Source organism: Bradyrhizobium sp. UFLA05-153, from assembly GCF_054185185.1.
The window spans coordinates 101241-127430 of the sequence record NZ_JBBIAM010000005.1 but is presented as its reverse complement, the minus strand read 5'-3'; the positions used below and the strand labels follow the sequence as shown (position 1 = coordinate 127430).

At 63.6% G+C, this 26190-nt stretch carries 25 protein-coding genes; 13 read left to right on the top strand and 12 right to left on the bottom strand.

Features of this window, described 5'->3' with window-relative positions; all coding sequences use genetic code 11:
• A complete protein-coding gene (locus Q2941_RS05400) occupies nt 1-1485 on the top strand; it encodes an aldehyde dehydrogenase family protein (protein WP_458191849.1) in 1485 nt (494 codons plus the stop codon).
• Nucleotides 1486-1531: 46 nt separating this feature from the next.
• Here Q2941_RS05400 and Q2941_RS05395 read toward each other — a convergent pair whose 3' ends face one another.
• The 3 genes from Q2941_RS05395 to Q2941_RS05385 all read right to left on the bottom strand — a co-directional run bounded on the left by Q2941_RS05395 (nt 1532) and on the right by Q2941_RS05385 (nt 4817).
• Nucleotides 1532-1912 (bottom strand): DUF779 domain-containing protein, encoded by a 381-nt coding sequence (locus Q2941_RS05395; protein ID WP_027523630.1) that lies wholly within the window; start codon nt 1910-1912, stop codon nt 1532-1534.
• A gap of 69 nt (nt 1913-1981) precedes the next feature.
• Nucleotides 1982-3502, bottom strand: a complete 1521-nt coding sequence (adh, locus tag Q2941_RS05390; RefSeq protein WP_458191848.1) for an aldehyde dehydrogenase — start codon at nt 3500-3502, stop codon at nt 1982-1984.
• 313 nt (nt 3503-3815) lie between these two features.
• Nucleotides 3816-4817 carry an NHL repeat-containing protein gene (locus Q2941_RS05385; RefSeq protein ID WP_458191847.1) on the bottom strand — a complete coding sequence of 334 codons (1002 nt, stop codon included), beginning with the start codon at nt 4815-4817 and terminating at the stop codon, nt 3816-3818.
• 140 nt (nt 4818-4957) lie between these two features.
• Here Q2941_RS05385 and Q2941_RS05380 point away from each other — a divergent pair, with 140 nt between their 5' ends.
• Nucleotides 4958-5209, top strand: coding sequence for a hypothetical protein (locus tag Q2941_RS05380; RefSeq protein ID WP_156944366.1), 252 nt, complete (start codon nt 4958-4960; stop codon nt 5207-5209).
• Nucleotides 5210-5334: 125 nt separating this feature from the next.
• Nucleotides 5335-5598 (top strand): hypothetical protein, encoded by a 264-nt coding sequence (locus tag Q2941_RS05375; RefSeq protein WP_458191846.1) that lies wholly within the window; start codon nt 5335-5337, stop codon nt 5596-5598.
• 4 nt (nt 5599-5602) lie between these two features.
• On the opposite strand, the gene Q2941_RS05370 is transcribed toward Q2941_RS05375, so the two are convergent.
• Nucleotides 5603-6499 (bottom strand): alpha/beta hydrolase family protein, encoded by an 897-nt coding sequence (locus Q2941_RS05370; RefSeq protein WP_458191904.1) that lies wholly within the window; start codon nt 6497-6499, stop codon nt 5603-5605.
• A gap of 183 nt (nt 6500-6682) precedes the next feature.
• Between Q2941_RS05370 and Q2941_RS05365 the strand changes: the two genes are divergently transcribed.
• From Q2941_RS05365 to Q2941_RS05355, 3 genes are read left to right on the top strand one after another with little or no spacing between them, the layout of a single operon-like run.
• Nucleotides 6683-8071, top strand: coding sequence for a class II 3-deoxy-7-phosphoheptulonate synthase (locus tag Q2941_RS05365; protein WP_027523636.1), 1389 nt, complete (start codon nt 6683-6685; stop codon nt 8069-8071).
• Between the two features lie 4 nt (nt 8072-8075).
• A complete protein-coding gene (locus Q2941_RS05360; protein WP_254112929.1) occupies nt 8076-8429 on the top strand; it encodes a diacylglycerol kinase in 354 nt (117 codons plus the stop codon).
• 24 nt (nt 8430-8453) lie between these two features.
• Nucleotides 8454-10211, top strand: coding sequence for an NAD+ synthase (locus tag Q2941_RS05355; protein ID WP_254112928.1), 1758 nt, complete (start codon nt 8454-8456; stop codon nt 10209-10211).
• A 210-nt stretch (nt 10212-10421) separates the two neighbouring features.
• On the opposite strand, the gene Q2941_RS05350 is transcribed toward Q2941_RS05355, so the two are convergent.
• The 5 genes from Q2941_RS05350 to Q2941_RS05330 all read right to left on the bottom strand — a co-directional run bounded on the left by Q2941_RS05350 (nt 10422) and on the right by Q2941_RS05330 (nt 14955).
• Nucleotides 10422-10814, bottom strand: a complete 393-nt coding sequence (locus Q2941_RS05350; RefSeq protein ID WP_027523639.1) for a cytochrome C oxidase subunit IV family protein — start codon at nt 10812-10814, stop codon at nt 10422-10424.
• A 9-nt stretch (nt 10815-10823) separates the two neighbouring features.
• Nucleotides 10824-11546 (bottom strand): heme-copper oxidase subunit III family protein, encoded by a 723-nt coding sequence (locus tag Q2941_RS05345; protein WP_027523640.1) that lies wholly within the window; start codon nt 11544-11546, stop codon nt 10824-10826.
• 15 nt (nt 11547-11561) lie between these two features.
• Nucleotides 11562-12266, bottom strand: a complete 705-nt coding sequence (locus tag Q2941_RS05340; protein WP_027523641.1) for a cytochrome c oxidase subunit 3 — start codon at nt 12264-12266, stop codon at nt 11562-11564.
• Nucleotides 12263-14041, bottom strand: a complete 1779-nt coding sequence (locus tag Q2941_RS05335) for a cbb3-type cytochrome c oxidase subunit I (protein WP_027523642.1) — start codon at nt 14039-14041, stop codon at nt 12263-12265. Before Q2941_RS05335 ends, Q2941_RS05340 begins: the two co-directional genes overlap by 4 nt.
• A gap of 80 nt (nt 14042-14121) precedes the next feature.
• Complete coding sequence (locus Q2941_RS05330) at nt 14122-14955, bottom strand: cytochrome c oxidase subunit II (RefSeq protein ID WP_254112927.1); 834 nt, start codon at nt 14953-14955, stop codon at nt 14122-14124.
• A 550-nt stretch (nt 14956-15505) separates the two neighbouring features.
• On the opposite strand from Q2941_RS05330, the gene Q2941_RS05325 reads away from it, so the two are divergent.
• Complete coding sequence (locus Q2941_RS05325) at nt 15506-16414, top strand: DUF2189 domain-containing protein (RefSeq protein ID WP_027523644.1); 909 nt, start codon at nt 15506-15508, stop codon at nt 16412-16414.
• A 73-nt stretch (nt 16415-16487) separates the two neighbouring features.
• On the opposite strand, the gene Q2941_RS05320 is transcribed toward Q2941_RS05325, so the two are convergent.
• Complete coding sequence (locus Q2941_RS05320; protein WP_458191845.1) at nt 16488-17684, bottom strand: DUF2865 domain-containing protein; 1197 nt, start codon at nt 17682-17684, stop codon at nt 16488-16490.
• A gap of 124 nt (nt 17685-17808) precedes the next feature.
• Nucleotides 17809-18114: a hypothetical protein gene (locus Q2941_RS05315; RefSeq protein WP_458191844.1), complete on the bottom strand. Its 306-nt coding sequence runs from the start codon at nt 18112-18114 to the stop codon at nt 17809-17811.
• A 293-nt stretch (nt 18115-18407) separates the two neighbouring features.
• On the opposite strand from Q2941_RS05315, the gene cysS reads away from it, so the two are divergent.
• From cysS to Q2941_RS05295, 4 genes are all read left to right on the top strand, one after another.
• A complete protein-coding gene (gene cysS, locus Q2941_RS05310; RefSeq protein ID WP_458191843.1) occupies nt 18408-19793 on the top strand; it encodes a cysteine--tRNA ligase in 1386 nt (461 codons plus the stop codon).
• Between the two features lie 115 nt (nt 19794-19908).
• Complete coding sequence (locus Q2941_RS05305; RefSeq protein ID WP_027523648.1) at nt 19909-20400, top strand: GNAT family N-acetyltransferase; 492 nt, start codon at nt 19909-19911, stop codon at nt 20398-20400.
• Nucleotides 20397-21995: a citramalate synthase gene (gene cimA / locus Q2941_RS05300; RefSeq protein ID WP_458191842.1), complete on the top strand. Its 1599-nt coding sequence runs from the start codon at nt 20397-20399 to the stop codon at nt 21993-21995. Before Q2941_RS05305 ends, cimA begins: the two co-directional genes overlap by 4 nt.
• Nucleotides 21996-22135: 140 nt before the next feature.
• A complete protein-coding gene (locus Q2941_RS05295; RefSeq protein WP_254112922.1) occupies nt 22136-22513 on the top strand; it encodes a VOC family protein in 378 nt (125 codons plus the stop codon).
• 59 nt (nt 22514-22572) lie between these two features.
• Here the strand turns inward: Q2941_RS05295 and Q2941_RS05290 are convergent, their stop codons facing one another.
• Nucleotides 22573-23178 (bottom strand): LOG family protein, encoded by a 606-nt coding sequence (locus tag Q2941_RS05290; RefSeq protein WP_027523651.1) that lies wholly within the window; start codon nt 23176-23178, stop codon nt 22573-22575.
• A gap of 201 nt (nt 23179-23379) precedes the next feature.
• Here Q2941_RS05290 and Q2941_RS05285 point away from each other — a divergent pair, with 201 nt between their 5' ends.
• Together Q2941_RS05285 and Q2941_RS05280 are read left to right on the top strand one after the other, a co-directional pair.
• A complete protein-coding gene (locus Q2941_RS05285) occupies nt 23380-25338 on the top strand; it encodes an ABCB family ABC transporter ATP-binding protein/permease (RefSeq protein WP_027523652.1) in 1959 nt (652 codons plus the stop codon).
• A gap of 78 nt (nt 25339-25416) precedes the next feature.
• Nucleotides 25417-26121 (top strand): phosphatidylserine decarboxylase, encoded by a 705-nt coding sequence (locus tag Q2941_RS05280; protein ID WP_256375280.1) that lies wholly within the window; start codon nt 25417-25419, stop codon nt 26119-26121.
• Nucleotides 26122-26190: the final 69 nt, after the last annotated feature.

Sequence of the window (26190 nt, the reverse complement as noted above, 5' to 3'; positions counted from 1 at the left end):
ATGTCTGTTGCATATGACTTTGCGCACTCGCCGGCCAGCGAGTTCATGTCCCGGCCGCAGCATCTATTGATCGACGGCCGCCGCATCCCCGCCAGCTCCGGGCGTACCTTCAAGTCCGTCAATCCTGCGACCGGGCAGGTCATTGCTACCATCGCCGAAGGCGACGAGGCCGATGTCGAGCACGCGGTGGCGGCTGCGCGGCGCGCGTTCGAGGGCTCCTGGCGCACCATGCGCGCCTCCGAACGCGGTCAGATCCTGCTCCGCTGGGCGGAGCTTCTCAAAGCCCACGCCGACGAGATCGTCGAGCTCGAGTCGATCGATGCGGGCAAGCCGATCGCTGCAACGCTGCGCCAGGATTTCCCGGCTGCCGTCGACACTTTGATCTACTACGCTGGCTGGGCCGACAAGATCAGCGGCGACGTCGTGCCCGTGCGCGACGATGCCTTGACCTACACGGTGCGTGAGCCGGTTGGCGTCGTCGCGGCGATCGTGCCCTGGAATTTCCCGCTGATGATCGGCATGTGGAAGCTCGCGCCCGCGCTCGCCTGTGGCTGCACCGTGGTGATGAAGCCGGCCGAGCTGACCTCGCTGTCGGCGCTGCGCATCGCCGAGCTTGCCCTCGAAGCCGGCCTGCCGCCGGGCGTCTTCAACGTCGTCACCGGTCCGGGCCGCGTCGTCGGTGATGCGCTGGTCAATCATCCCGATGTCGACAAGGTCACCTTCACCGGCTCGCCGGGTGTGGGGCGCGGAATCATGAAAGGCGCAGCCAGCAACTTCAAGCGAGTCTCGCTCGAGCTCGGTGGCAAGTCGGCCAACGTCATCTTCGACGACGCTGATCTCGAAGCAGCCGCGAAGGCAGCCGGCTCCGGCATTTTCTTCAACGCAGGCCAGGTCTGCTCGGCCGGCTCCCGCGTGCTGGTGCAGGAGGGCGCTTATGACGAGGTGGTGGAGCGGCTCGCCGCCCGCGCAAAATCGCTGCGTATGGGCGATCCGCTCGATCGCAAGACCACGCTCGGCCCCGTGATCTCCGAAAAGCAGATGAAGTCGATCCTCGACTATGTCGATATCGGACAGAAGGAGGGCGCAACGCTCGTCACGGGCGGCGAGCGGGTCGGCGATCGCGGCTATTTCATCAGCCCCGCCGTGTTTGCAAATGTCGAGCACGAGATGCGGATCTCGCAAGAGGAGATCTTTGGTCCCGTGGTCAGCGTCATCAAGTTCAAGGACGAGGCCGACGCGCTGCGGATCGCCAACGGCACGGCCTATAGCCTTGCGGCCGGCGTCTGGAGCCGCGACATCGGCAAGCTCCAGCGTTTTGCCAAGAAGGCAAGGGCAGGTACCGTCTGGATGAATACGTATGGCTACACCGACGTGCGCCTGCCCTGGGGCGGCGAGCGCGACTCCGGCCTCGGCCGCGAGCATGGCACTGCCGCGCTCGACAATTTCACCGAGCCCAAGGCGGTCTGGATGAACCTCGCCGTCTGACGGAGACGGATCGCGTGACGGCGGCCGGAGCATCCCGTAAGGAAGCTCAGGCCGCCCGGGCCGGTGGGCCTGCGGCCTCGAGCTCGGCGACTTCCTCGTCGGTAAAGACTCGGCTGCGTGTCAGAAACCGCACGCCCTCGGGTGCTTCGACGGAAAATCCCGATCCGCGTCCGGGAACGACGTCGATGATGAGCTGGGTGTGTTGCCAGTACTCGAACTGCGCGGCGCCGATATAGAAGTCGCATCCGGCGATATTGCCCAGCAGCACGTCCTGCGGTCCGACCTTGAAATCGCCGACCGGATAACACATCGGTGCCGAGCCATCGCAGCATCCGCCGGATTGATGAAACATCAGCGCGCCGTGCTGGGCCTTGAGACGTTCGATGATTTCGGCGGCCTTTGGTGTGATCTCGACCCGGTTGACCATGGCGTGCATCCCATAAAAAAGGGGCGCAAGCGCGGTCAGGCCGCGCCTGCGCCATCAGGCGGCGAACGATCAGAAGAAGCCGAGCGCCTTGGTCGAATAGCTGACGAGGACGTTCTTGGTCTGCTGATAGTGATCCAGCATCATCTTGTGGGTCTCACGCCCGATCCCGGACTGCTTGTAGCCGCCGAACGCTGCGTGCGCGGGATAGGCGTGATAGCAGTTCGTCCAAACACGGCCGGCCTGGATGGCGCGGCCGAACCGGTAGGCACGGTTGCCGTTGCGGGTCCAGACGCCGGCGCCGAGCCCGTACAGGGTGTCGTTGGCGATTGCGAGTGCGTCTTCCTCGTTCTTGAATGTCGTGACGGAGACGACCGGTCCAAAAATCTCTTCCTGGAAGACCCGCATCTTGTTGTTGCCGGCGAAGATGGTCGGCTCGACGTAGTAGCCTTCGGCGAGTTCGCCTTCCAGCTTGGCCCGGTTGCCACCAGTTAGAACTTTTGCGCCTTCCTGCTTGCCGATGTCGAGGTAGGACAGGATTTTCTCGAGCTGGTCGTTCGAGGCTTGGGCGCCGATCATGGTGCTGGGGTCGAGCGGATGGCCCTGCTTGATCTTTTTGGTGCGCGCGACCGCTTTCTCCATGAATTTGTCGTAGATCGACTCCTGCACCAGTACGCGACTCGGGCAGGTGCAGACCTCGCCCTGATTAAGCGCGAACATGGCAAAGCCTTCGAGTGCCTTGTCCAGGAAGTCATCATCGGTCTCGGCGACGTCGGCGAAGAAGATATTCGGCGACTTGCCGCCGAGTTCTAGTGTCACTGGAATGAGATTGTCGGACGCATATTGCATGATCATGCGCCCCGTCGTCGTCTCGCCGGTGAAGGCGATTTTGGCGATCCGTTTGTTCTGCGCGAGCGGCTTGCCGGCCTCGATGCCGAAACCGTTGACGACGTTGACGACGCCTGGCGGCAGGATGTCCGCGATCAGCTCCATCACGGCGAGGATGCCGAGCGGGGTCTGTTCGGCCGGTTTGAGCACCACGCAATTGCCCGCGGCCAGCGCTGGCGCCAGCTTCCAGGTCGCCATCAGGATCGGGAAGTTCCAGGGAATGATCTGGCCGACGACTCCGAGCGGCTCATGGTAGTGATAGGCGACAGTGTCGTGGTCGATCTCGGAGATGCCGCCTTCTTGGGCGCGTACCACGCTGGCGAAATAGCGCCAGTGGTCGACAACGAGCGGCATGTCGGCGTGGGTCGTCTCACGGATCGGCTTGCCGTTGTCGAGCGTCTCGACGAGCGCGAGCAGGTCAAGATTGGATTCGAGCTTGTCGGCGATTTTGTTCAGGAGCCGGGATCGCTCCTGCACCGACGTCTTGCCCCAGGCGTCCTTGGCCTTGTGCGCAGCATCGAGCGCAAGCTCGATGTCGGCGGCGGTGGAGCGGGGCACGGCGCAGAGCTTCCTGCCAGTGATTGGGCTCGGGTTATCGAAATACTTGCCTTCCACCGGGGCCACCCATTTGCCGCCGATGAAATTGTCATAGCGTTCGCGGATAAGGAGTTGTTTCGAGATTTGGTCGAGCGCTTGCTGGAACATGCATTTCCTCCGTGGGATTGACGAGTTTTTTTGTACTTGTCGTCTGCGGTCCCGCGCCTGGTTGACCGTGTGCGCCGATCGCGGCGGTGCAGCACGACGCAACAGGTTGGCTAGGAGCGCAGCAGGCTCCAGCAGCGAGTGGGGATTCAGTTATCCCGGCGAAACCATCAGGAATTCTGCGCTGAACGCAGACATTCGTCAACGTTATATCCGTACGGATATCGCGACGGTTTAGGACCTAAGTAGTAGGCGATATCGCCGGGGCGCGAACTCGTGGGAGTAGTGCGCCCCGGCGCCGGCAAGGCGGATGATTTTATTTCGGTAAGGCGACGGACTTCAGTACGAACGGTCCTGGGTCCTTGTCCTTGTTGGGGCCGATGAGGTGAGACAGCTTGCCTTCGGCGACCCATGCGACATCGCCGACCTGCGTCACCGAGACAGGCTCCGCAAGGCCGTCTTTGACGACCTCGATCTTCGCGTCGTCACCACTCACCGTAACCTTGTCGAGGCGGCCCGCGCCCTCGATCAGGAGCAGCCCGCTGCCATGGGCGCGCAACGCATCGGCATGATCCAGCGCTTGCGATGGCCTGAGCTCGGTGATCGCACCGGGCTTGCCGTCCTTCACCGCAACCCTGAAGAGTTTTGCGGGAATGTAGGTCGTCACATAGATGTGACCATCAGCTCCGACGGCGATGCCATCGAGGCCGACGCCATCCTTGGCCGGCGCCAGCGCAGGATCCGTTGCCCAGACCTCGAGCGCTGTCGCACCGGGCTTCAGGCTGTAGACATAGGGGGCAAAGGAATCGGTGACGTACGCCGTGCCGTCGTTACCGACCGCGATGTCATTGCAGAAGGATTTGTCGTCTTTCAGGGCGAAGCTGCCCATGGCCGCTCCAGTCCGGAGATCGAATGTCTTCAGCCATGCGCCCTTGCCATCGCCCGGGCTCGCTACGGCGAGGTCGGTGAGGTCGTTGGAGCAGACGTATAGCGTGCCGCTCTTCTCGTCGGCCAGAACCCCAAGGGTGGAGCGGCTGCCGCCGGCGCCCGGCGAGATGAAGGCATCGACCTTGCCACTTGGGGTGATCCTCGTCACGCCCCCGAGGTTGAAGCTGCCGACGTAAAGCGCGCCGTCGCTGGTTGATGTCACGCTTTCGGGGAAGCTCCTGTCGGCAAGGCTGATTGGTGCGTTCTGCGCATCCACGAAGCCTGCGGTCAGTCCAAGGACAGCGATGGTCCATGCGGCCGCGCCGAGTGTGCGACCGGCCTTGAGCGTTTCTCTCTGCTTACTCGAAGCAGCGTCATATTGTTGTTTCATGATTGAAAGTCCTGATGAATACGGGGCTATTCTTCAGAAGCGGTGCGGTGTCGACGGGAGGCTGCTCCGCCTTGCCGCGATCGATATATACCGATAAATATAGCGAGACGAAGGCTGAGGACCGTACAGAGGATTGCGCGATGAACCGCCATGGTTCGCTTGGGCGTGAAGCCGCCACGGATTCCTGGGTGGACACCCAGCACAGGTGCCTGAGCTGCAATGGCGTCATCGCCGGCCTTGCCGGCCAGGATCTGGGGCTCGGCCTCGACACCAGGTTTGGTCTGGTGTCGGATGAGTGCGCGCTGATCTGCAACGAGTGCACTGCAAGATTGATTGAGCCAAAACTGATCGAGCCAAGGGCGCCGGCTGTCATGGCGATACCCCGGCGGTAACGCATTCGTTCAAATTGTCTGCAATTTGCTGACCCGCGGCCAACCCTGCCGACAAGTGCCGCACGGTCTTAAACCTTGCCTTTGGAACCGGCCTGCATCCTCCCGGAAAAGGGTGGGGCATCAACATGTCGGTTCTCAAGGAAATCGTCGCTGCGATTGCGGGAGTCTACGCACTCCTGTTCGTCTGCGACGCATTGTTCGGCATCAACGAGACGCGTTTCGACGACGCCTATTACAGCCGCGACTTCTACGCGCCGCGGCCGAAAGAATTTCGCTTCGCCAGCGATACGCCGCCGGCGGTCCGCGTCAGCGACGCCTTCGCGCAGTTTTCGCCGGGTGAGGCAAAGCCGGGCAAGCGCTACTCGGCGCTGACGACCATCATTCGCTAGCCCCTCACTCCCCCTGGATCCATTCCGCCACACCGCGCCAGAGCGTGTCGCGGTGGTCGGGGCGGAAGAAGCCGAAGTGGCCGATTGTCTTGACGCCGACGTCGGACGGCTTGACCGTGAGCACCTCCGGCTTGATCGCGCTGAAGCCGGAGCAGAGCAGCTCGACCGCGGGCCGCGTCGCCCAGGGATCGTCGGCGAAGGCGAGGGCGCGCAGCTCGCCCTTGTAGCTTGCGAAGTTTGCCAGCGCCGGCAGGTTGGAATCAAAGAGGTGGCGCGGGCTGCTCACCCATTTGGCGCCTTGCAGGAACACGCCCTTGGGCAAATCTTCGCCGATGCCGAGCCAGCGCGGCGCGTAGCCGAGCAGGTGGGTCACGGGCACGCCGATGAAATTCATGAACACGAACACGCGGAAGTTTTCCGGCGGCGGAATCAGTTTCCACGTCGCGGCTTGGGACGCCACGAACAGCGCGCGCGAAATCTCGGAGTTGTTCGCGATCAGCCCAAGCGCCTGGCCGCCGAAGGAATGACCGACATAGTTGAGCGGCAGGGTATGATAGCGCTCGCGCATCCATTTGACTGCGGCGGTGACGTCGAGCGCGGCCCAGTCGGACATCGAGGCCTTGAAGCCGACCAGCGATTTCGGCTGGTTGTAGCCGACCAGCGCCGGCAGGCGGGAGTCGCCGATGCCGCGATAGTCGTAGGTCAGGACCGCGCAGCCGCGGTTGGCGAGGTACGAGGCAAAGCCCCTATAGACTTTGCGGGGGACGGCGGTCGCGGAATTGATCAGGACGGCGTGGCGCTTGACGCCGCGCGGCAGAAACAGGGTGCCGGTCAACGAATAGCCGTCGACGGCCGGAAAGCTGATGTCGTCGATAAATACGTCGTCGATTGCCGCGTCCATGAGCAGCGCACGCCCCAAGGTTTCTCCGCACGCCCCCAGCAAATGCGAATTCGGCTTTGTTCGCAAGGGCTTGCATGCGGAAACGGATTTACAACTGGCGAGGCGATGCTAGCCTGTGTATAAGGCGGCTCGCGCAACCCACAGATCAGGTTGCAGTTTTTGCTTTAGGAAAGAGGATTTACGATGTCCGAGCGGTGGACACCCGAGAGCTGGCGCAGCAAGCCCGTGCTGCAGGTCCCCGACTATCCCGACGCCAAGGCGTTGGCCGATGTCGAGGCGCAGCTTGCGAGCTTTCCGCCGCTGGTGTTCGCGGGCGAAGCGCGCAATCTGAAGAAGGCGCTGGCTCGCGTCGCTGCAGGCGAAGCGTTCCTGCTCCAGGGCGGCGACTGCGCCGAGAGCTTCGCCGAGCACGGCGCCAACAACATCCGCGACTTCTTCCGCGTGCTGCTCCAGATGGCGGTCGTGCTGACCTATGCCGGGGCCGTCCCGGTGGTGAAGGTCGGCCGTATCGCCGGGCAGTTCGCAAAACCGCGCTCCTCGCCGACGGAAAAGGTCGATGGTATCGAGCTGCCGAGCTATCGCGGCGATATCGTCAACGACATCGCCTTCACCAAGGAAGCGCGTGTGCCCGATCCGCAGCGCCAGCTGATGGCGTACCGCCAGTCGGCGGCGACGCTGAACCTGCTCCGCGCGTTCGCGACCGGCGGCTTCGCCAATCTCGGCAGCGTGCATCAGTGGATGCTCGGCTTCCTGAAGGATTCTCCGCAGTCCCGCCGCTACAAGGAGCTGGCCGACCGCATCTCGGACGCGCTGAACTTCATGCGCGCCTGCGGCCTCGATCTGGAGAGCCATCCCGAGCTGCGCGCGACCGATTTCTACACCAGCCACGAGGCGCTGCTGCTCGGCTACGAGCAGGCGATGACCCGCGTCGATTCCACCACCGGCGACTGGTACGCGACGAGCGGCCACATGATCTGGATCGGCGACCGCACGCGGCAGCTCGACCACGGCCATGTCGAATATTTCCGCGGCATCAAGAACCCGATCGGGCTGAAGTGCGGCCCGTCGCTGAAGCCCGATGAGCTCTTGAAGCTGATCGACGTGCTCAACCCCGACAACGAGCCCGGACGGTTGACGCTGATCGGCCGCTTCGGCTCCGACAAGGTCGGCGAGCATCTGCCGAACATGATCCGCGCCGTGCAGCGCGAGGGCAAGGTGGTGGTCTGGTCCTGCGATCCCATGCACGGCAACACCATCACCTCCACCACCGGCTACAAGACGCGGCCCTTCGACCGCATTCTGTCGGAGGTGAAGTCGTTCTTCGCGATCCACGCGGCCGAAGGAACGCATGCCGGCGGCGTGCATCTGGAGATGACCGGCAAGGACGTCACCGAATGTCTCGGCGGCGCGCGCGCGATCACCGACGAGGATCTCAACGACCGCTATCACACGGTCTGCGACCCCCGCCTCAATGCCGAGCAGTCGATCGACATGGCTTTCCTGATCGCGGAGCTCTTGAAGCAGGATCGTGCCGGCAAGGCCAGGCCGATGCCGGTCGCAGCGGGGCTCTAGGACCTTGCTCCGGCTCTGGAAGGCCACGATCAATTCCCGTAACGGTCTGGCCTTCGCGTTTCGCTCGGAGCAGGCCGTCCGCGAGGAGATTCTTGCACTCCTCCTGTCGCTGCCGTTCGCCTGGTTCATCGGCGCGACCGCGATGCGCGCGGTCGAGTTGGTCTGCGCGGTCGCGTTCGTGCTGGTAGTCGAGCTGCTGAATACCGCGATCGAAAAGCTCGCCGACCGCCTCACCATGGACCACGACAAGCAGATCGGCCGGGTCAAGGACATGGGCTCCGCCGCGGTCGGCGTGGCATTGCTGATGGCTGGCGCGTTCTGGATCTTCGCCCTCGTCGAGCGATTGGGGTTCGTCTAGCTGGATGATCGGAGCGCGGCGCCCATGACCGAACGTCTCAATGAATTCGCCGTGACGCTCGCCCAGCTCAATCCGACGCTGGGCGATATCGACGGCAATGCCGCAAAGGCGCGCGCGGCGCGCGCGCACGCCGCTGCAGACGGCGCCGACCTCGTGCTGTTTCCGGAATTGTTCATCGCCGGCTATCCGCCCGAAGACCTCGTGCAGAAGCCGGCCTTCCAGGCCGCCTGCCGCGTCGCGATCGAAAGCCTCGCGCGCGAGACCGCCGATGGCGGCCCCGCCATGCTGGTCGGCACGCCCTGGGTCGAGGACGGCAAGCTCTACAATGCCTGTGCGTTCCTCGATGGCGGCCGCATCGCGGGCCTGCGCTTCAAGGCCAACCTGCCGAACTACGGCGTGTTCGACGAGAAGCGGCTGTTTGCGCGCGGCCCTGCGGCCGGCCCGGTGACCGTACGTGGCGTGCGGATCGGCGTGCCGATCTGCGAGGACATCTGGCTGGAGGAATCCGAGGACTACGAGAACGTCGTCGAGACGCTGGCCGAGACCGGCGCCGAGATCATCCTCGTGCCCAACGGCTCGCCTTACGCCCGCGACAAGGGCGACGTGCGCTTGTCGGTCGCGGTCGCGCGCGTGACCGAAAGCGGCCTGCCGCTGGTCTATCTCAATCAGGTCTGCGGCCAGGACGAGCTGGTGTTCGACGGCGCTTCGTTCGCGCTGAACGGCGATCTCTCACTTGCCGCGCAGCTGCCGGCATTCGAGGAGAGCGTCACCACGCTGCACTTCACCAAGACCGGCGATGATTGGCGCTGCACGGGTCCGGTTGCGCAACTGCCTGAAGGCGACAGGGCCGACTATATGGCCTGCATGCTCGGCTTGCGCGACTATGTCGGCAAGAACGGTTTTCCCGGCGTGTTGCTCGGCATTTCCGGCGGCATCGATTCGGCCCTGTGCGCGGCGATCGCCGTCGATGCGCTCGGCGCGGATCAGGTGCATGGCGTGATGCTGCCGTATCGCTTCACGGCGCCAAGCTCGATCGCGGATGCCGGCGAGCTCGCAGGCCACCTCGGGATCCGTTACGAGGTGCTTCCGATCGCAGAGGCGGTCAACGGTTTTGGGACCATCCTCTCCGATATCTTCAAGAATCTGCCGCCCGATATGACCGAGGAAAACCTCCAGGCGCGCACCCGCGGCACGCTGCTGATGGCGATCTCCAACAAGACCGGCTTGATGGTGGTGACCACCGGCAACAAGTCGGAGATGTCGGTCGGCTACGCCACGCTCTATGGCGACATGAATGGCGGCTTCAACCCGATCAAGGACATTTACAAGACGCAGGTGTTTCGGCTGGCGTCCCTGCGAAATAGCTGGAAGCCGGATGGCGCGCTTGGCCCCTCCGGCGAGGTCATTCCGCCTGACATCATCACGCGCCCGCCGACGGCGGAGTTGCGCGAGAACCAGCTCGATCAGGACTCGTTGCCGCCCTACGAACTGCTCGATGCGGTGCTCGAGCGCCTGGTCGAGCGCGAGGAGCCGCTGGAAGAGATCATTGCCGCAGGCTTCGATCGCGCGATGGTGACGCGGATCGACCATCTCCTCAACATCGCCGAATACAAGCGCCGCCAGGCAGCGCCGGGCGTGAAGGTGACGCGCAAGAATTTCGGTCGCGACCGCCGCTATCCCATCACCAACCGCTTCCGCGACAAGGGCGATCCACTGCCTGTGCCGGACGACACGCTGGTGTCACGCGGCAGCCGCGCCTCGATCGACGCGTTCGAGGGGTAATGGTTAGCGCATGCTGGTGAGGCGGACGGTCCCGCCGCCCACTACGCCGTCATCATCCGCGAAAGCGGATGATCCAGTACTCCGCGGCGGACGTTGTAGAAACCGACTCCTGTCGCGGAGTACTGGATGCCCCGGAGCCTGTCATCGGGCTCGCCGAAGGCGAGACCCGGTGGCGGGGCATGTTCGCGCGAGGTACGAACTCGCGTACTGCTAAGATGGGGCCGCGAAGAACAGCACCCGCAGGAGGTGCGTGTACTCGGATTCGAGCACCATGATCGCCACGAAGACCAGCACCGCGATCGGCGGCGCCAGGATGGCATAGGCCAGGGCCAACCGTTCCCAGGCCATGTGCATGAAGACGGCGACGATCAGGCCCGCCTTCAACACCATGAACAGCAGGATCAGCGACCACCTGAGATAGCCATGCAGGCCAAAGTAGTCGACCAGATAGGAGCAGGTGCTGAGAACGAACAGCCATCCCCAGACCACGAGGTAGAGCTTGATCGGGTGCTGCTGACCCTTGGTGTGTACGGCAGGCACTGCGACTGCATCATGCGCATGAGCCTGGAGCTGTCCTTCCATGGGTAATGCTGCGTTTGTCATGCGCCGACCTCACCAAAGATAGAAAAGCGCAAAGATGAAAACCCATACGAGATCGACGAAGTGCCAGTACAGGCCCATGATCTCGACGATCTCGTAATATCCCTTGCGGCTCGTGAAGAAGCCGCGCCTGCCGACGTCGAAGTCGCCGCGCAGGACCTTACGTGCGATCGCGATCAGAAAAATCACGCCGATCGTCACATGGGTGCCGTGGAAGCCCGTGATCATGAAGAAGCTTGAGCCGAACTGCTCCGCGCCCCACGGATTGCCCCAGGGCCGGACGCCCTCCCTGATCAGCTTGGTCCATTCGAAAGCCTGCATGCCGACGAAGGTTGCGCCGAACGCCGCCGTGACCAGCATCAAGGCTGCGGTTCTGACGCGATCGCGGCGATAGCCGAAATTGACGGCCATGGCCATCGTCCCGCTGCTGCTGATCAGGATGAAGGTCATGATGGCGATCAGGATGAGCGGGATCTGCTTGCCGGCGAAGTTGAGGGCGAAGACTTCGCTGGGGTTGGGCCACGGCACGGTCGTCGACATGCGCGCCGTCATGTAGGAGAGCAGGAAGCAACTGAAGATGAAGGTGTCGCTGAGGAGGAAGATCCACATCATGGCCTTGCCCCAGGACACGTTCTTGAAGGCGCGCTGATCGGACGCCCAGTCGGCGGCGATGCCGCGCCAGCCTTCAGGCCGTGCAGGCGATTGTCCGGAGGTTGTCAGCACAGTCTCTGCCATCTGGTCTCGCCCTCCCTAGCTCAGCAATTGGCGGCAGATGTCGACGAAATTGTCCGTCCATCCCGTGAGCAGCCCGAGCAGAACAAGCCAGACCAGCAGCAGGAAGTGCCAGTAGATGGTGCATAGTTCTACGCTCAAGCGCATGTCGGCGATCTCGGCGCCGCGCCACACCTTGGCCGAGGTTCGCCCGAGGGCCACCAGGCCGCCCGTCAGATGCAGCCCGTGCACTGCGGTCAACAGGTAGAAGAAGGAATTCGCCGGATTGGACGCCACGAAATATCCGGCCGCGCTGAGCTGCTGCCAGGCCAGGAGTTGCCCGGCCAGGAAGATCACGGCAGCTACGCCGCCCGCGAGCAGGCCGACCATGACGCTCTCGGCGTCGCCCCGGCGCGCAGCCACATATGACCATTGCAGCGCGACGCTGCTCAGGACCAGGACGCCCGTGTTGAGCCACAGCAGTTTCGGCACGGGCAGGGCCCGCCAGTCCACCACGGACATGCGCATGGAGTAGGCGCTGATGAAGAGGACGAACAGACAACTCGCGACAGCGAGGAACACGCCTAGTCCGACCTTCGCCGCCGGCCATGCCATGGCGTCGCCGCCGGGGAAATCGCCGACCGAACCTTCCTCCAGCCATGGCTTGGCCGTCAGCCGTTGCTGCGAGAGCCACCATCCGGCGATGATCGCGATCATCGCCAGGAAAAGGACGATGGCGCTCACGAAGCTGCTCCCTGAACGGCTCTCGTTGCACGCGGCGGCTGGTTCTGCGGAATGAAGTCCTCTTCGGCGCCGGGTACGCTGTAGTCATAGGCCCAGCGATAGACGATCGGGAGCTCCTTGCCCCAGTTGCCGTGCCCGGGCGGCGTCTCCGGCGTCTGCCACTCCAGCGTCGTCGCCCGCCACGGATTGCCGCCCGAGGGCTCACCTTTGAACAGGCTCCAGGCAAGATTGAACAGGAACACCATTTGGCTGAAGCCGACGGTCAAGGCCACCACGGAGATGAAGGCGTTCAGTGAATGGGCCGAGGGCGGGATGAACGCTGCGTCGCCGAGTTCGAAGTACCTGCGTGGAACTCCGAGCAGCCCGAGATAGTGCATGGGGAAGAAGATCAGGTAGGCGCCGAGGAAAGTGACCCAGAAGTGAAACTTGCCGAGCGCGTCGTTCAGCATCCGCCCCGTGACCTTGGGGTACCAATGATAGATCGCCCCGAGCACGACCATGATCGGCGCCACGCCCATCACCATGTGGAAATGCGCGACCACGAACATGGTATCCGACAGGGGCACATCCACGACGACGTTGCCGAGGAAGAGGCCGGTCAGTCCGCCGTTCACGAAGGTGATGATGAAGCCGAGGGCGAACAGCATCGGCACCCTGAGATGAATGTCGCCGCGCCACAGGGTCAGCACCCAGTTGTAGACCTTGATCGCGGTCGGGATGGCGATGATGAGCGTCGTGGTGGCGAAGAAGTACCCGAATTGCGGGAACATGCCGCTCACATACATGTGGTGCGCCCAAACGATGAAGCTGAGCGCGCCGATGGCCACGATCGCCCAGACCATCATGCGGTAGCCGAAGATGTTCTTGCGCGCATGTGTGCTGATCAGATCGGAGACGATCCCGAAGGCGGGCAGGGCTACGATGTAGACTTCGGGGTGGCCAAAGAACCAGAACAGGTGCTGGAAGAGCAGCGGGCTGCCGCCACCATATTTCGACAGCTGGCCCATTTCGACGAGGGAAGGCATGAAGAAGCTGGTTCCCAGCAGACGGTCGAGCAGCAGCATCACCGAGGCAACGAAGAGCGCGGGGAATGCCAGCAGCGCCATGACGGTCGCCGTGAAAATGCCCCACACCGTCAAGGGCAGCCGCATCAACGTCATGCCGCGGGTGCGCGCCTGCAGCACCGTCACCACGTAGTTCAGTCCGCCCATGGTGAAGCCGATGATGAACAGGATCAGGGACGACATCATGAGAATGATGCCCCAATCCTGCCCGGGCGTTCCGGAGAGGATCGCCTGCGGCGGGTACAGCGTCCAGCCGGCGCCGGTCGGGCCGCCGGGCACGAAGAATGTCGAGGCCAGCACCAGGACTGCGAGCAGGTAGACCCAGTAGCTCAGCATGTTCACATACGGGAAGACCATGTCGCGGGCGCCGACCATCAGCGGGATCAGGTAGTTGCCGAAGCCGCCCAGGAACAATGCCGTGAGCAGGTAGATCACCATGATCATGCCGTGCATGGTGATGAACTGGAGGTACTGGTTGGCATCGATGAAGGAGAAGGTGCCGGGGAATCCCAATTGCAGTCGCATCAGCCACGACAGCGCCAGGGCCACCAGCCCGATCGCCGAGGCTGTCAGCGCGTACTGAATGGCGATCACCTTGGCGTCCTGCGAGAAGACGTACCGTGTCCACCAGCTCCTCGGATGATAGAGCTCGACATCAGGTACTTCGGCAGGCGGAATGCCGGCGACGGTATCATATGGGACATCGACCATAGAAATATCTCCTCGGTCGTTTCCTTCGGGGACAATGAGCTGGTCTCACGCACCCGATCTATTTTCCCAGCGGCACCTTCTTACTTACCGCCGGATTGGTACGTCGCCTTCACGACGGCTTTTGCCGGCGACAAGTCTGCGAACGTTTTCTGCTGCTCCAGCCAGGCGTGATATTCGCCCTCGTCGTCGACGATCACCTTGGCACGCATTTGATAGTGCGCAGCGCCGCAAAGCTCCGCGCAGAGAACGTCGAACGTTCCGGTTCGGATCGGCTTGATCCAGAAGAAGGTGACCATGCCTGGGACCATGTCCATTTTGGCCCGGAATTCGGGCACGTAGAAATCGTGCAGGACATCAACCGAGCGGAGAAGAATCTTGACCGGCTTTCCCACTTGAAGGTGCAGATCGCCGTTCTCGATCACGACGTCGTCCTGCGCGTGCGGATCGTCGCGATTGAGTCCCAACGGATTGTCGGAACCGATGTTGCGGACATCGGATGTGCCCAATCGCCCATCCTTGCCCGGAAGGCGGAAGCTCCATTGCCATTGCTGGCCCATCACCTCGACCTCGGTGGCATCCGCAGGCACCGTCACGAACTGGTGCCAGACCACGAGGCCGGGCGCCAGCATGGCCGCGACGCCGACGCCGGTCCCGACGCTCAGCCACCATTCGAGCTTTTTGTTTTCCGGATTGTAGTCAGCCCGTCTTCCCTCTTTGTGGTGAAAGCGGAAGACGCAATAGGCCATGAAGGCGATGACCGCGACGAAAACGAAGCCCGTGATCCAGAACGTGATGTTGATGGTGTGGTCGATATACGCCCAGTCGGTGGCGATCGGCGTCCACCACCACGGGCTGTAGAGGTGAAACAGCACCGAGCCGATCGCGACCAGAAGCAGTATCAGTGCGACAGCCATCCTGATCCATCCTTGCCATCGAAGGCTGCGGATACGATTCCAGGGCGGAGCTCACGTCTGTCGCGATGGCTGACTAAGTTGGCATCTACGTTGGCATGTTCGCCATCGCCGCGCCTCTTGCTTCGCCCATTCCACCGGTCGCAAAATCAAGAAAAGGTCGCGACCGTCAATTTCATCGGAGCTTTGGGTGTCTGCGTTTTAAAATGATCCCCGCCGAACCCGGCGTCAATAGCGCATGCTGGAGTTCATTTGGCGCGGACGAACTGTGCACTGCCGCGCAAGACGATGGGCGTCAGTCGCCGGACTTGTCGGGTTGCGCAGCGCACAAATCCGCGCGGATGCACGATCACCCAACCGTGAGCACAGCGGTGCGTCGTGCGCGTTAAGCTTGTGCGGGCAGGTCGCGGCGGGTTCCGTCCGGCCAGGGTCGTTTCGCTGAACCTGGGTTGCCGTACTCGGTCCATCGCGTCTCTCGCTCGTGAGGCGGACGCGCGTGGCTGAAAAGCGCGTGGTATCGCCACCGCGGCTTTCAGCACGGGAGGGTGCATTCATGGCCACTCTGTACTCCCACGACCTCATAAGACGGCACGTGTTCGGCGAAGCGGTCTCTTATCCCGTTCGCAAGATCGACCTGTCCGACCTTCGAGAAGCGCTGCGCCTGGGTTGGGAAGATTTCCAGGCAATGCCAAGTCACGCGATCGTCGTATGCGTGATTTATCCCGTTCTCGGCCTCGTCCTGTTCAGGATGGTCCTCGGCCATTCGGTGCTGCCGCTATTGTTTCCGCTAGCGGCCGGATTTGCCTTGATCGGACCCTTTGCCGCGATCGGTCTCTACGAGCTCAGCCGTCGCCGCGAACGCGGCGAGGAGGTCGATGCATGGGACGCGATCAAGGTGCTGCGGGCACCGTCGTTCGGCGCCATGGTCGAGCTCGGCGTGCTCCTGCTCGTCCTGTTCGGGGCCTGGATCGGTGTCGCGAACGCGATCTATGTCTCAATCTTCGGCCACGCGGCAGCCGCGAGCATTCCCGACTTCGCAACGCGCGTGCTGACCACACCGGAGGGCTGGTCGCTCATCATCGTGGGTTGTGGTGTCGGCTTCGTGTTTGCGGTCGTGGCCCTGTGCGTCAGCGTGGTGTCGTTTCCGTTGATGCTCGACCGGCATGCGACTGCGATCGATGCGATCCGCACATCGCTGCGAGCGGTGGCGGCGAATCCGGTTGCGATGGCTGCGTGGGGCCTCATCGTCGCGGCGCTGCTCGTGATCGGCTCGCTACCGCTCTTCGTCGGTCTCGCCGTCGTCCTTCCGGTGCTCGGCCATGCCACCTGGCATCTTTATCGGAGGGTGGTCGAGCCGAATCCAAATCCACCGGACGAGGCGCCGCCGCCCCCGAAGGGAAAGCGCTATGCCGCGGATTTCCCGGCCAATCTCTTCCCGTGGAGCCGCGAGGGCGAGCAGTAACAGCGCAAGGGCCGCGGAGTACTGGATGCCCCGCCTTCGCGAAGGCGGGGCATGACAGTAGAGTAGGGACCAGCTACTTCTGCTGCTGCGGCAGGAAGGTCGGACCGACTGAGCGGATCGGCTTGTTCTCGCTCGGGGGCGTCGTCGGCGTGGAATCCGCCGGTGCAGCCGTCGCCGGTGCGCTCGCCGTAGTCGTAGCCGGAGGTGCACCCTTCTTGCCGTTGGCCGGCGCACCCTTGGTGAGCTGCCGCTGCTGCATCTTCTTGGCGCTCTCTTCGGTGACGATGATGTCACCCTGCTGCTCGACCGCCGCCTTGTCGTCGGCCGATTTCAGCGCGTCCGCCCAGCTCTGGCCCGCGGCCTTGCACGAGCAGGACGGGTTGAACTCGCTGCGGAATTTGAAGGCGTTCGGGAGCGCGGTGTAGGGCTGGCCGCTGACGGAGACCGCCGCGTTCATGTCCTCGCCGGGATTGCGATAGGCGTAGAGCGCAGCGTCTGCCGCCGGGCACAGCGCCTTGCAGGTCCTCTCGTCATCAGGGAAGCGTGCCGGGACGGTGGCGAACGAAACCGGGAAGTAGGCGCCGTCGCAGGTGCGGACACAGACAGTACGATAAGTGCCCGACTGCGGGCCGAGATCGGCGGGCGGTGTGCCGGGTGGAGGATTATTAGGATTGTTGCCGCCGCCAAACAGGTTGCTGAGGAAATTGCCGGGGCCTTGCGACTGCGCGGCGTTGGCATATTGCGGGCCGCAATTGTTCTGCGCGAGCGCGACCAGCACAGATCGGCGCTGGTTGTCGCGGTCGGGGCTGTAGCTGCCAGGACCGCCGGCGCGTAAGCGTTCGAGATTGGAGGTGATCTGGTCGAGATTCGCCCGCATCTGCTGGATCTGGGTGTTGACCGGACCGCATTGCGCCGACTGGTTGTTGAACAGCGAGAAGAAGCCGGAACTGTCGCAGCCCATACGCTTGGCCTGCGAGGTGAGGCGATCGAGCTCGGCCTGCTGGCGGGTCGCTGAATCCTGGTAGCGGCGGATCTGGTCGTCCTTGGCGGGATCGCCGCTGCCGCCGCGGTCGAGCGCGGCAAGCTGGCCTTCCAGCCGCGAGCAGATCGGGTTCGCTCCCGGCGCGGCTTGCGCGGGCGGCGGCGGCCCGGGGGGACCTGATTGTGCGAGAGCGTCAGTGCCGAGGGCGAGCGCGCTGATCAGCGCGGCGCCGGCAAGGATCGAACGGGAGCGAGAGAGAGAAGACAAAAATTCCGGCATATCCGCCATTCTAGCGATGTCACGGCCCCAAACATGGGGCCGGTGCGCGCCCTCCAATACCCGCTTCTCGGGGCATCGTCACGTCGTTTCGGGGGCGGTGATTGGACCTAAGGTCCGCCAGCTCCGACCGAATTCAGCGCTGGCAGGTGATTGCGACGTAATCGTCGCAATGGCCATGGGAGCAATTTGCGCCTGATTTGGGGACGGAGCCGGTAATTTCGTCGGGATCGACCCGGCGGTAGGACGAGGCCTGGGCAAAGTCCCGGGACTGGCAATAGGAGCGGGCGGCGTGCGCGCCGCACTGTTCACCCTTGGCCAGGCACTGGTCGACGCCGTAGCCGTCCGCCTGGTTGGCGATGATGAAGACGCGGGTCTCCGCCGAGGCGCTGGAGGCGGCGATGATGAAGGCACAGCAAAGAAGTGCCGGAAGGGATCGCATGGAAAGCACCGTAGCTTGGGAGGAACCGCCATCACATGAGTAAACTCAAAAGGTTAAGGATGATTAACCCTGGTGGCGGGACGCGGGCGCTTTGAGCAGAGAAAGCGGCTTTTTCGCGGCTCACTTGACGGCAGGCCCGCTTGTGGCCCATATGTTCCGCATGAACGGTCTCCTCGCCATTTGCGCCATTTGCCGCGAGATTACGAGCTAGCGATTCGCTGGCTGGAGCCGTCTTTTCTCAAAACATATTGAGAGCACTGGACGCCCGGCCCGGCCGATAGGGATGGGTTGTCATGGACTTGCGTCTTCACGATACGCTGACGAGGGAAAAGCGCACTTTTGTGCCGCTCGATCCAAAGAACGTCCGCATGTATGTCTGCGGACCGACCGTCTACGACTTCGCCCATATCGGCAATGCGCGGCCGGTGATCGTGTTCGACGTGCTGTTTCGGCTGCTCCGCCACCTCTATGGCGAGGCGCACGTCAAATATGTCCGCAACATCACCGATGTCGACGACAAGATCAACGACCGCGCCGCGCGGGATTTTCCAGGGCTGCCGCTCAACGAGGCGATCGGCAAGGTCACCGAGGAGACGGGGCGGCAGTTTCACGCCGACGTCGACGCACTCGGTGCGCTTCGGCCGAGCGTCGAGCCGCGCGCAACCGAGCATATCGGCGAGATGCGCGAGATCATCGAAAAGCTGATCGCCGGCGGTTTTGCCTATGTTGCCGAGGACCACGTGCTGTTCTCGCCGCAGGCCATGAACGCGGCCAATTCCGAGCTGCCTCGCTATGGCGCGCTGTCCAATCGCTCGCTGGACGAGATGGTCGCCGGTGCCCGTGTCGATGTCGCGCCCTACAAGCGAGGGAACACCGACTTCGTGCTGTGGAAACCGTCAAAGCCCGGCGAGCCGTCATGGCCGTCGCCGGCCGGCATCAAGGCAGAGGGGCGCCCGGGCTGGCACATCGAGTGCTCGGCCATGGCCTGGAAGCATCTCGGCACGCATTTCGACATTCACGGCGGCGGCATCGATCTCGTGTTTCCGCATCACGAGAACGAGGTCGCGCAGAGCTGCTGCGCGTTCCACCAGTCGCGCATGGCGAACTATTGGATGCACAACGGCTTCCTCCAGGTCGAGAGCGAGAAGATGTCGAAGAGCCTCGGCAACTTCATCACCATCCGCGACCTGCTTGCGGATTGGCCGGGTGAGGTGCTGCGTCTGAACATGCTCAAGACGCATTACCGTTCGCCGATCGACTGGACCCTGAAATCGCTGGAGGAGAGCGGCAAGACGCTCGACGACTGGTATCGTGTCGCGGCGGACGTTCCGCCCGGCAAGCCGGCCACGTCGGTGATCGAGCCGTTGCTGGACGACCTCAACACGCCGCAGACCATCGCGGCGCTGCATGGTCTGCGCAACGCGTCCGACGCCGCCGGCCTGGCGGCGTCACTGCGGCTGCTTGGCTTCCTGTCCGAAACTGCGGCGCAGTGGGAGGGACGGAAGCGGCAGGCAAGTGGTGTCGATGCCAGCGAAATCGACCGTTTGATCTCGGAGCGCACGGCGGCACGTGCGCGGAAAGACTTCAAGGAGTCCGACCGCATCCGCGATCAGCTCGCCGCGATGGGCGTTGCGATCAAGGACTCCAAGGAGGGCACGACCTGGGAGATCGCGCGATGAGCCGTCCCGATACGCCTTTTCCCAGGCACTGGCTTTACTACATCGTGCTGAAGATTCTGCTCCTTGCCGGCGCGGTTGCGCTGGCGCTGAAACTGTACGGAATGTGGTGACGATCATGGGACAGACTTTGCCGAAGCCCGCGCTGCGGCCGTTCCTGCCGGCCGACGTCCCGGTCGTTGCCGCGATCTTCGCATCCGCGATCGAGGAGCTGACCGGCGACGACTACAGCGAGGCGCAGCAGGAAGCCTGGATGGCGGCTGCGGAGGAGGACGAGTTCGGCCGCCGGCTCGCCTCCGACCTGACGCTGGTCGCAACGCTCGATGGATCGCCGGTCGGCTTTGCCTCGCTGCGGGGCAACGATCACATCAGTATGCTCTATGTGCATCCGGCGGTGAGCGGCCAGGGCATCGCGACCCTGCTGGTCGATGCGCTGGAGAAGCTTTCCGGCGGCCGCGGCGCCACGAGCCTGACGGTCGATGCCAGCGACACCGCGCAGGGCTTCTTCGCCAAGCGCGGCTATACCGCCCAGCAGCGTAACAGCGTGACGATCAACGACGAATGGCTCGCCAACACCACCATGAAGAAGACGCTCGGAGCGCCGCAATGAGCAAGGAGCGCCTCTATCTGTTCGATACCACGCTGCGTGATGGCGCGCAGACCAACGGTGTCGATTTCACGCTTGCCGACAAGCAGGTCATCGCGCAGATGCTGGACGAGCTCGGCATCGACTATGTCGAGGGCGGCTATCCCGGCGCCAATCCGCAAGATACGGAATTCTTCGCCGAGAAGCCGAAGTTCGCGCAGGCGCGCTTCACCGCCTTCGGCATGACGCGGAGGGCGGGGCGATCGGTGTCGAACGACCCCGGCGTCGCCGCGCTGCTGGAAGCGAAGGCGGACGCGATCTGCTTCGTCGCAAAATCCTCCGCCTATCAGGTGCGCGTCGCGCTCGAGACGACGAAAGAAGAAAACCTCGCCTCGATCCGCGACAGCGTCAGCGCCGCCAAGAAGGCCGGTCGCGAGGTGATGCTCGATTGCGAGCATTTCTTCGACGGCTACAAGGAGGATGCGGATTTCGCGCTCGCCTGCGCGAAGGCAGCCTATGAGGCCGGCGCGCGCTGGGTGGTGCTGTGTGACACCAATGGCGGCACCATGCCGCACGAGGTCGAAAGCATCGTCACCGAGGTGATCAAGCACATCCCCGGCGATCACGTCGGCATCCATGCCCATAACGATACCGAGCAGGCGGTGGCGAACTCGCTCGCAGCCGTGCGCGCTGGCGCGCGCCAGATCCAGGGCACGCTCAACGGACTTGGCGAGCGCTGCGGCAACGCCAATCTCTGTTCGCTGATCCCGACCTTGAGGTTGAAGAAGGAGTTTGCCGATGTCTTCGAGATCGGCGTGACCGGCGAGAAGCTGGCAAGCCTCGTCAAGGTTTCGCGCACGCTCGACGACATGCTCAACCGCGCGCCGAACCGGCACGCGCCTTATGTCGGCGAGAGCGCCTTCGTCACCAAGACCGGCATTCACGCCTCCGCCGTGCTGAAGGATCCGCAGACCTATGAGCATGTGGCGCCGGAGGCCGTCGGCAATCATCGCAAGGTGCTGGTCTCCGACCAGGCCGGGCGCTCCAACGTCATCGCCGAGCTCGATCGCGCCGGGATTGCCTACGAGAAAAGCGATCCGAAACTGACGCGGCTGGTCGAGGAGCTGAAGGAGCGCGAGGCGCAGGGCTACGCCTATGAATCCGCCAACGCCTCGTTCGAGCTGCTGGCGCGCCGCACGCTCGGCAAGGTGCCGCACTATTTCGAGGTCGAGCAGTTCGACGTCAATGTCGAGCAGCGCTACAACGCGCTTGGTGAGCGCGTCACCGTTGCGCTCGCCGTGGTGAAAGTCGACGTCGCCGGCGAGCGCCTGATCTCGGCGGCGGAAGGCAACGGCCCCGTCAACGCGCTCGACGTCGCGCTGCGCAAGGACCTCGGCAAGTACCAGAAATACATCGAAGGGTTGAGGCTGATCGACTACCGCGTGCGTATCCTCAACGGCGGCACCGGCGCGGTCACGCGCGTTCTGATCGAGAGCGAGGACGAGAACGGCGACAGCTGGACCACGGTCGGCGTGTCGCCCAACATCATCGACGCCTCGTTCCAGGCGCTGATGGATTCGGTGATCTACAAGCTCGTGAAGTCAGGCGCGCCGGCGTAAGACCCGCGACGGCCGTCATACCCCGCGAAAGCGGGGTATCCAGTACGCCGCGGCTTCTCAGTAGCTCTCGGGCGTCTCGGAATACTGGATCGCCCGGTCGAGCCGGGCGATGACAGCGGAGGTGAGGAGGGGACGAAGACATGATCGACCACATCTCCGTCGGCGTCAGCGATCTCGATCGCTCCGCAAAATTCTATGAGGCGACACTTGGCACCCTCGGGCTCACGCGGCTCGTGACGCGGCCGGGGACGGTCGGTTTCGGCAAGGCCTATCCGGAATTCTGGATCAATTTGCGCGCCGGCATGCCGCCCGTAGCACGGGAGAGTGGCGTCCACATCTGCCTGCGGGCGAAGTCGACTGTCGAAATCGATGCGTTTCACACCGCAGCGCTTGCGGCGGGCGGCGCTTCCGACGGTGCGCCGGGCCTCCGCCCGCATGACCGCGTGCGCTATTACGCGGCCTTCGTTACCGATCCCGACGGCAATCGCATCGAGGCGGTGACGTTTCCGAGCGAATAAGATTATCGTTTGAGCATGATCTTTTCGGAAAACCGCTTCACACTTTTCCGGATCATGCTCTACAGCTTCCGCGCAACTTCCGGCGCGAGGTTCTTCTCCGCCTCGGCCACCTGCGCGGCAGCCGCCTTCAGTTTCGGCAGGATATCCTCGACCTTGTCGGCCATGAGGATGTCGACGTTGAAACCGGCGCGGATGAATTCCGTCTGGCGCATGTGCGACAAGAGCGAGAACAGTGGCTCCCAGAAATTGTCGATATTGGCGAGCAGCACGGGCTTGGCGTGACGGCCGAGCTGCTTCCAGGTGAGTTGCTCGACCAACTCCTCCAGCGTGCCGATGCCGCCGGGCAGCGCCACGAAGGCGTCGGAGCGTTCAAACATCAGCCGCTTGCGCTCGTGCATGTCGGGCGTGACGACCATCTCCTGCACGCGGGTCAGCGCATTCTCGCGCATCCGCAGGAAGTCAGGGATGATGCCGGTGACGGTGCCGCCGTGGTCGAGCACGGAGGTTGCGACTGCGCCCATCATGCCGAGCGCGCCGCCGCCATAGACGAGGCGGACGTTGCTCTCCGCGAGCGCCTTGCCGAGCGCCTTGGCGCCTTCGATGAAACGGGGATTGGTTCCTGGGCCGGAGCCGCAATAGACACAGACGGTTTTTAGAGTGCTCATTGAACCCATGATGCATTGCAGCGAAAGGGCGTCAAGTCCAATCGGTGATTCGCAAGCCCCCGGGACTCTACCGGTAAATCACGACAAACAATCGAGAATAGCCGTCTGGTGGGGTGCGCGGCTGGCCCGAAGCCTCTATATGAGGGCGAAATCGGTTAATCGCAAACGGGCTCGCATCCGGCGGGTCTTCCAAGGTTGTCTATGGCTCACCCTCATTCGTCCCCTGCCGGCGGCGACGTCCCTGATGCCGCGCGCAGCTCCGCGGAGCGGGCGACCCTGGCTGGAACGCTGGCGCATCTGTGGCCCTATATCTGGCCGAGCGACCGCATCGACCTGAAGATGCGCGTGGTCTGGTCGATGGTGCTGCTGCTCATCGCCAAGCTCATCACGCTATCGGTGCCCTTCACCTTCAAATGGGCGACCGATGCGCTGACCGGCGCGAACACGGCGCCGGTGGAAGCCTCCAACTGGCACCTCTGGGTGATCGCTTCGCCGCTGGTCCTCACCGCAAGCTACGGCGCGACGCGTATCTTGATGGCGGTGCTGACGCAGTGGCGCGACGGCATCTTCGCCCGCGTCGCCATGCACGCGGTGCGTAAGCTCGCCACCATCACCTTCATCCACATGCACGAATTGTCGCTGCGCTTTCACCTCGAGCGCAAGACCGGCGGCTTGACGCGCGTACTCGAGCGCGGCCGCGAGGGCATCGAGGTCATCGTGCGCATGGTGATCCTGCAGCTCATCCCGACCATCGTCGAGGTGTCGCTCTTGATGGCCGTGCTGTTCTGGCAGTTCGACTGGCGCTACGTGGTCGCGACCCTGATCACCGTCGTGATCTACATGTACTACACCTACATCGCCACCGAATGGCGGATCGGCATCCGCCGCAAGATGAACGATTCCGACACCGAGGCGAACACCAAGGCGATCGACTCGCTGCTCAACTACGAGACCGTGAAATATTTCGGCGCCGAGGCGCGCGAGGCGCAGCGCTATGACCGTTCGGTCGAGCGCTACGAGGAGGCGAGCGTCAAGACCTACACCTCGCTCGCGGTGCTCAACACCGGCCAGGCCGTGATCTTCACCATGGGACTTACGGCAACCATGCTGATGTGCGCGATCGGCGTACGAAGCGGGCGCAACACGGTCGGCGATTTCGTGCTGGTCAACGCCATGATGATCCAGCTCTACCAGCCCCTGAACTTCATGGGCATGGTCTATCGCGAGATCAAGCAGGCGATCATCGACATCGAGAAGATGTTCAACGTGCTGTCGCGGGAGGCCGAGATCAAGGACGCCCCGGACGCCAAGCCGCTGGTGGTGTCCGCAGGCGCCGTGCGCTTCGAGGACGTGCGTTTTGCCTATGAGACGGCGCGGCCGATCCTCAAAGGCATCAGCTTCGAGGTGCCGGCCGGGAAGACGGTTGCGATCGTGGGGCCGTCTGGCGCCGGCAAGTCGACGATCTCGCGGCTCCTGTTCCGCCTCTACGACGTCTCCGGCGGCAAGATCCTGATCGACGGCCAGGACATCCGCGATGTCACCCAGGGCTCGCTGCGCGCCTCCATCGGCATGGTGCCGCAGGACACCGTGCTGTTCAACGACACCATCCGCTACAACATCCGCTACGGCCGGTGGGATGCGAGCGATGCGGACGTGGAGCAGGCGGCGCGGCTCGCGCAGATCGACAATTTCATCCGCATGGCGCCGAAGGGCTATGAGACCCAGGTCGGCGAGCGCGGCCTGAAGCTTTCCGGCGGCGAGAAGCAGCGCGTGGCGATCGCGCGCACCGTGCTGAAGGCACCGCCGATCCTGGTGCTGGACGAGGCGACCTCGGCGCTCGACAGCCACACCGAGCACGAGATCCAGGGCGCGCTCGACCGCGTCTCGAAAAATCGCACCTCGCTGGTGATCGCGCACCGGCTTTCGACCATTGTCGGCGCCGACGAGATCATCGTGCTCGACCAGGGCCGCATCGCGGAGCGGGGGACGCATGCCAGCCTGCTGGCGTTCGGCGGGCTCTATGCCAGCATGTGGAACAGGCAGCGCGAGGCGGAGGCCGCACGCGAAAAGCTCGCCAAGATCGCCGAGTCCAGCGAGGCACCGAACCGCGAGCCGCCGCCGGTCGATGACGTCCTCACGACGCCGGCGGCCGCCGAGTGACCTTGTCTATGGTCCCAACTCTGGCCTAAACCTCTCCCGCGCGCGAGATGACCGCGCGCCAGCAACCCCAGGCGGCAGATAGCGATGTCCATTCTCGATTCGATCCAACGGCAGATCCCGCCGATCCACAAGGAAGGCTATCCCTTCATCGGCATCTTCGCGCTGGTGAGCCTCCTCCTGTTCTGGCTCTGGTCGCCCCTGGGGTGGATCGGCACCGTGCTCACGGTGTGGTGTGCGCTGTTCTTCCGCGACCCCGTCAGGGTGACGCCGGTGCGCGAGGGGCTCGTGGTATCGCCGGCCGATGGGCGGGTCTCGATGATCACGATGGCGCTGCCGCCGGCTGAGCTCGGGCTCGGCGACCGGCCGCTGCCGCGGGTCTCGATCTTCATGAGCGTGTTCAACTGCCACGTGAATCGTGCCCCGATCGCAGGCCGCATCGACCGCATCGCCTACCGGCCCGGCCTGTTCATCAATGCCGAGCTCGACAAGGCGAGCGAGGACAATGAGCGCAACTCGCTGGTGATCTCCTCGGCGCAAGGGCGGATCGGCGTCGTCCAGATCGCCGGCCTCATCGCCAAGCGCATCGTGTGCTTCGTCAAGGAGGGCCAGTCGATCGGCGCCGGCGAGCGGTTCGGTCTGATCCGCTTTGGCTCGCGACTCGACGTCTATCTGCCGCTCGGCACCCGGGCGCTGGTCTCGGAAGGCCAGACCGCGATCGCCGGCGAGACGGTTTTGGCCGATATTGTCGCTGACGACACCGGCCGGTCCTACCGCGCCAATTAACTATTACAGCGGCGAAAGGTCCCGCGGGCGCATTGGCGGGAGGCGGGGCGGCTTGCTATATCTCGGGGA